This window comes from Streptomyces sp. 13-12-16, from assembly GCF_002114215.1.
In the GTDB taxonomy this organism is placed as follows: domain Bacteria; phylum Actinomycetota; class Actinomycetes; order Streptomycetales; family Streptomycetaceae; genus Streptomyces.
This window is the reverse complement of record NZ_NCTE01001079.1, coordinates 1-5,428: the sequence shown is the minus strand read 5'-3', so window position 1 is coordinate 5,428 and position 5,428 is coordinate 1. Positions and strand designations below refer to the sequence as shown.

The window sequence follows — 5,428 nt, the reverse complement described above, 5'->3', positions numbered from 1 at the left end:
CCCCGGAGTGTCCTGAGCGCTTCCCCCGCCGTGGACGGCGCAGTTGTGGAGGCGGCCCCGGCCGTTTCGGCGGCCGGGGCCGGGAAGATCGAGCAGGTGCCAGTACAGGGCTGTCGTTTGGGCCGGGCCACGGAAAGGCGACGGTACCGGTTGGGGTCGTACCCCTCGTCTGCCGCCTGTCCCAGGCAACAGGCTCCAGGACCGGTTCCACGGTGGGGAAGCCGTCGTGCGAAGATCCGGCGTCAGGATCCGGCCGACCGGACCGATCGCGTGGTCCGCGGTGGTCGGCGTATCAAGGAATGAGCACATGCAGACCAGCACGATCAGCGCCGGACGGACAATCGCCGCCGCCGTGGGAGCGATCCTCGTTACCGGATGCGGCACAGACGCCGGGCCCTCCGCCCCGGCCACCGCTTCCGCCCCCGCCTCCCCCTCTGCGGCGGTGCCCTTCGGCCAGGGGGCCGTGCTGAAAGACCTGCGGGCGGCCGTCACGGCCGCCGGACTGGCCGGGAGCAAGGTGGAAGCGGGGTTCGGCGTGTCTCATGAGCCTCCGGTCCGTGCTGCCACCGAGAAGGAACGCAAGGTGGCCGCTCTCGCCGCCCGGCTGGCCCCCTGTGTAGTGGTCTGGACACCCACTGAGAAGAGGTACAGCTCCCCGGACGCCGTCGATCCGGCCGGCACACGGCGGCAGTTGGACGCCGTGTTGTCCGGCCTTGCGGCACGGGGCTGGAAGGAGGCCTCGCCGCCGAAAGAGGCGCCTGTCGAGAACATCGGTGCCTACTTCATGGCTTCGTACAAGAAGGGTGGCTGGTTCATCAATGCCAGGCACATCGAAGCGTCCGCGCTGGACCGGGTGACCGTGATGGCCACCAAGGAGGCCTGTTTCGACCGCCTCACCGACAAGGAGCGGGCTCTGATCGAGGAGTAGGCGTGGTAGCCGCCTGCCTGGTGGAATGTCGGCAGCCGAGTTGGGCAGGCCTCCGGCCCGGCCGTCATAGCCCGAAGCCGGTGCCGGGACCCGGCCGATGCCCCACTGGGGCACTCGGACGAGCAGCCCGTTATCGTCGTGTACATGCAGGCACAGCAGCCGTATCAGGTCCCCGCCCCGCCACCCCCGTCCGTCCCGCCGCCTCGTAGCCGGGGTCCGCTGGTGACTGCCCTGCTGGTCGGACTGCTGGTGGGCGGCGCGGGCGTAGGCGTGGCCTGGGCGCTGACCGGTGGCACGCCGGACACGGACAGCAGCGCCGGGGGCGATGCCCGAGGTGCGTGCGGTGCGCTGGCCGGTCTGGACGAATCGAAGCTCGCCCCGGAGGACAAGGTCAGCGAGCAGGAACGCGAGCAGGCGCTGTACCGCTTCGCGGGTGCCTTCGACCTGGCCACGGCCGCCGCCGCAGGCGACTCCTCGTACGAGCCACTCGCAGAGGCCATCACCCGGGCGCACAATCGCCACCGCCAGGTCTTCGAGGTCGACACCGGGGTGAAGAAGGAGCTGGCCAGGGCCCGCAAAATCTGCGCCGGCCTCTGACCTTCCCCGGCCGGCAGGGACTTGGGCGGTTGCGCAGCATCCGCCGCCCATCGCATTCCCGGCCGCGCGGCACGTCGCTTGCTCATACCGGCGGCGCGCCGCCCCGTCGAGGGGGTGGCGCGCCGTGGTGGTGTGGGTCGGGGGTGTGCCGGTGCCGGGCCCTGGCTGCCGGCACTGCCCGTGGGGTGTCAGCGGCGGCTGCCGCGATGGCGGTCGTGGCCCCAGGACTCGTCGTCGATGAAGCGGCCGCGGTCGTTGCGCAGAGTGGCGGTGTCGGAGTGGTTGTCCCACACGTAGTGGCGGCGGTCCTGGTAGAGGTCGGTGCGGGTGTCGCGGCCCTGGCCGGTGTGAATGCGGACGGTGGCCCGGCCGCGGACCGTGATGAGGGTGCCGTCTCCGATCCACAACCGGTCGGCCGCATCGCCTGGTTGGGAGACGGGCTCCAGTGCGAGCAGCGGACCGAGCCGCCGCATGGTCAGGTTCGTGCGGTAGTACACGGCCACCACCAAGACCCGATCGGCCAGCGGAAGACACCACGGCCGGCCCCGCGGAGTCCCGTTGCCACCGCGGTCACGGACCGCCTTCAGCAGCCGCTCGAACTGCTCCAACCGCAGCCCCGTGAACGTCTCCGCCCACACGCGTTCATTCCTCAACACCCGAGCCACACATCGGAAGTCCCGGCGGACGCGGGCGGGGGTGAGTCTGTCCGGCGGGCTGGGTTTCTCCCAGGGGCGGCGCCGGTCGGCTGCCAGCGGCCGGGCGAGCCGCAGTTGGGTGTAGGCGGCGAGGATCAGCCAGGTCCAGCGGTCGGCCGCTCCGGGGGTGCGAATCTTCGGTGTGGTCCAGCCCAGGGTCTGCTTGAACAGGCGGAAGGTGTGCTCGATGTCGAAGCGTCGCAGGTAGGCCTGCCAGAGGCGGTCGGCGTCGGCTTCGGTGGCGTCGGTGCCCGACCACCACAGCCAGACCGGCTTGGGGGTGGCTCCGCTGGGCAGGTGGTCGATGTCCAGGCGGATCACCGTTCCCTCGATGATGGGGAGGGTGCCGTCGGCCGCGGCCCAGGAGGAGCGGTGGGTCAGCTTGGGATGCAGCCGGTTCCAGGAGCGGGCCAGGGCGGTGCCGTAGAGGCGGGTGTCGGTGACGGTCTCGGTGTCCGGGGTACCCCAGGTGTCGGGCTGGCCGAAGACGAACTCACCACCGTGGCGGGGTGGGCGGCCCATCGTGCCCGGCCGGCGGGCGGAACAGGCCTGCGCAGGACCCGGTCCGAACGCATCCGGGCCAGCACCTGCACAGGCAGATCTCGCAGGAGGAAGGCCAGACGGGGTGCGTCGTAGCCGGCGTCCGCGACGATGAGGATGTCCGGGTCGCCCGCCTGCCACTGACCCGCCCTGATCAGTCGCTCAACCAGCTCGCGCAGTTGGCGGGCGGCGACGGTGGCAGTGTCGTCCCCGGGTGCCAGACGCAGCGCGTCCAGCGGCGCGGTCCATGAACTGCGGCCGGGCTCGAGCGCGCAGACGATGGAGTACGGCCAGCCGGGAACAGGGATGTGCTGGTCCTTGCCGCGTCCGTAGGTGTGGCACAGGATCCGCTGCGGCGAGGTGTGGGCATTGGGCCGCAGCCAGCAGGTGATGTCGACGGCCAGGACCAGCCGGCCATCAGCGGCCCGCGGCAGGGCACCGCGGTCAGGGCCTGCCGCAGCCGGTCCGTATCCACTTGGCCGCGGGCCACTGCCGCATAAAGTCCGCCGTGACCACGACGGTGCTCGCCCACCAACGACAGCTCGGCCAGTGACCTCACCGGCCCGTCGCCGCACAGAACAGCGTCGGCCAACTCGGACAACGCATCCGAACGAGCGCTCAGACAGGAGTGGAACTCGCCCCGGAAGCGTGACAGTTGCGCCAATTCCTCTTGCCGAGCATCGCGTTGCAGCAGACTCATTCCTGCGGCCTTCGTGCTGGACGTGTGTGTTCCTTGGTCGGAGCACGTGTTCAGACGAAGGCCGCTTATCCTGCCAATCTTGTACCGCATCGTCGACTGTGCCCGATTACCCGGCCCGGCGAAGTACCGGTCGACCTCACGAGGAGAAAGCTGCCACGGCACCGTGCCGTAGAACTCACAGACCTCGATCACCGGCTTGATCAGCCCATCCAGCGTCTCCTGCGCCAGGCCCGCAGCATCCCGGGCCCACTGGTGCTCCGGCAGCGCGTCCAGGAAGAAGCTCTCCTCATCCTGCGCCGAGATCCTCGCCCGTCGGCGCCGCTGAAGCGTCACGACGTCCGCGGGCTCCGCCTCGACCGACACCGCGGCCGGGTTCACCGGCCCACCCGGCTCCGGCACGGTGCGTACGAGCGACAGCGTGCGACTTTCGAAATCCGACACAACGCCGCAGATCATGGCGATCACTCGGAAAATCCGCGAGTTACTGCAGAGATCTCACACCATCGGGTGAACGGGCCCAGCGCACCGATCTACCAGCTGAAATGCGATGTTGACACGTCATGCGGCCACGAACGAACCCGTACGTGCTCCACCAATCACGGGAGTGCGCCGCGCGCCCGGGTCTACAAGCTGACGTGGGACGGCAGCAGGCGGGCCGCCTGGTCGTACGGATCGGATGCGGTTCTCGGCCCGGGCCCGCTGCCGATGGCGCAGTTCCAGGGCTGCGATCGCCTCGCCGGCGGTGTTGGTGGCGAAGCAGGTCAACCGCGTGCCGTCGGCGTCGGTGAAACGCAACTGGGCACCGGGGTGCGGCCGCTCCTTCCGCACGATCAGCCGCATCCCTTCCGGCCAGCCGTCCAGCACGTCGCCGGCGAGTTCGGCGACCCAGGCACCGTCACGGACGTCACCACGGGGTTCGACGGCCGGCGTCCAGCCGATGCCGGGACCTTGAGCACGGCCTTGGTGGACGACGTCGGTGATGGTCATGCCGACCGAGTACGACAGCCACCGTCCACGCTGGGCGAGCCAGGCGACGAAGGCGTGGGTGCCGCCGGAGTCGGTGCGAATCAGCGTCTGCCGTCCCCGCCGGTACCGTTTTGGCAGCTGGGCCGGCGCCAGCCGGGTGGCCTCGATGTGGTCCACGGCGGTGTTGGAGCCCGCGTTGCCGGGCCGCAGCAGGCCCGCGACCGGCTCGCCGGACCCGCCGTGACCGTGGTCGACGAAGCCCATCAGCGGATGGTGCCCGAACGTCTTCTTCCAGGTCGCCGCCGCATCCTGCTTTTCGGAATGGGCGAGGACGAGGACGCCGTCCAGGTCCACGACCACCTGGCCGTCGGCATCCGGCGCCGTGTCACCGGCCAGCGTCCAGACCTGTTCACGCACGTCGGCCCGGGCGGCGCGAATGGCGGTCAGGGCCCGCTGTCCGCCGGCGGCGAGGGTGTCGATGAGCCGGGAGACGGTGGGGTCGGAGGCGACCGGCCCGAACACGGCCGGCTCGGCCCGCAGCATGCCCACATCGGCCAGGCAGTCCCCGCCCAGCGTCACCACGAGCGCCACATCCAGCACGTCGCCTTTCAGGTGGCCTGCTGCCGAGCCGGGGGCGGTTCGGGTTCACGGTCTGGGGGTGATTAGGGTCGGCTTTCGGCCGTAGCGAGGTCGGAGGAGCAAGGTCTCGGTCCAGGAGGGGCATCTGTGAGCGTCGGTGTGCAACGCGGTGCGATCGCCGCCGTGCAGGTACTCGGCCTCGCCGTGTGGTTCTCCATGTCGGCGGTGGTCCCCGGCCTGCGGAACGACTGGGGGCTCACGGCCGGCGGCGCGGTGTGGCTGACGGCCTCCGTGCAGTTCGGCTTCGTCGCCGGAGCCGTGGCCTCGACCGCCCTGAACCTGGCGGATCGCGTCCCGCCCCAGCGCCTGCTCGCCGCCGGTGCCGCGGCGGCCGCCGCCTGCACCGCGGCGCTGGCCCTGGTC

General features: G+C 70.7%; 3 protein-coding genes and 4 pseudogenes. 3 read left to right on the top strand and 4 right to left on the bottom strand.

What is annotated here, in order from left to right:
- Nucleotides 1-307 precede the first annotated feature (307 nt).
- Both B7767_RS35520 and B7767_RS48635 read left to right on the top strand, forming a co-directional pair.
- Nucleotides 308-928, top strand: a complete 621-nt coding sequence (locus tag B7767_RS35520) for a hypothetical protein (protein ID WP_107486510.1) — start codon at nt 308-310, stop codon at nt 926-928.
- A 144-nt stretch (nt 929-1,072) separates the two neighbouring features.
- Complete coding sequence (locus B7767_RS48635) at nt 1,073-1,525, top strand: hypothetical protein (protein WP_256923681.1); 453 nt, start codon at nt 1,073-1,075, stop codon at nt 1,523-1,525.
- Between the two features lie 188 nt (nt 1,526-1,713).
- On the opposite strand, the gene B7767_RS49435 is transcribed toward B7767_RS48635, so the two are convergent.
- From B7767_RS49435 to B7767_RS35500, 4 genes and pseudogenes are all read right to left on the bottom strand, one after another.
- Complete coding sequence (locus B7767_RS49435) at nt 1,714-2,190, bottom strand: hypothetical protein (protein WP_373408268.1); 477 nt, start codon at nt 2,188-2,190, stop codon at nt 1,714-1,716.
- Between the two features lie 3 nt (nt 2,191-2,193).
- Nucleotides 2,194-3,460 (bottom strand): annotated as a pseudogene (locus B7767_RS35510) (NF041680 family putative transposase); the annotation flags it as partial.
- Between the two features lie 66 nt (nt 3,461-3,526).
- A pseudogene (locus B7767_RS49185) lies at nt 3,527-3,838 on the bottom strand (site-specific integrase); the annotation flags it as partial.
- 276 nt (nt 3,839-4,114) lie between these two features.
- A pseudogene (locus B7767_RS35500) lies at nt 4,115-5,026 on the bottom strand (IS1380 family transposase); the annotation flags it as partial.
- Between the two features lie 126 nt (nt 5,027-5,152).
- On the opposite strand from B7767_RS35500, the pseudogene B7767_RS35495 reads away from it, so the two are divergent.
- Nucleotides 5,153-5,428: pseudogene (locus B7767_RS35495) on the top strand (MFS transporter); the annotation flags it as partial.

Excerpts from the sequence above, each read along its gene's own strand:
- B7767_RS35520 (WP_107486510.1), top strand. The coding sequence starts at position 308 with ATGCAGACCAGCACGATCAGCGCCGGACGGACAATCGCCGCCGCCGTG.
- B7767_RS48635 (WP_256923681.1), top strand. The coding sequence starts at position 1,073 with ATGCAGGCACAGCAGCCGTATCAGGTCCCCGCCCCGCCACCCCCGTCC.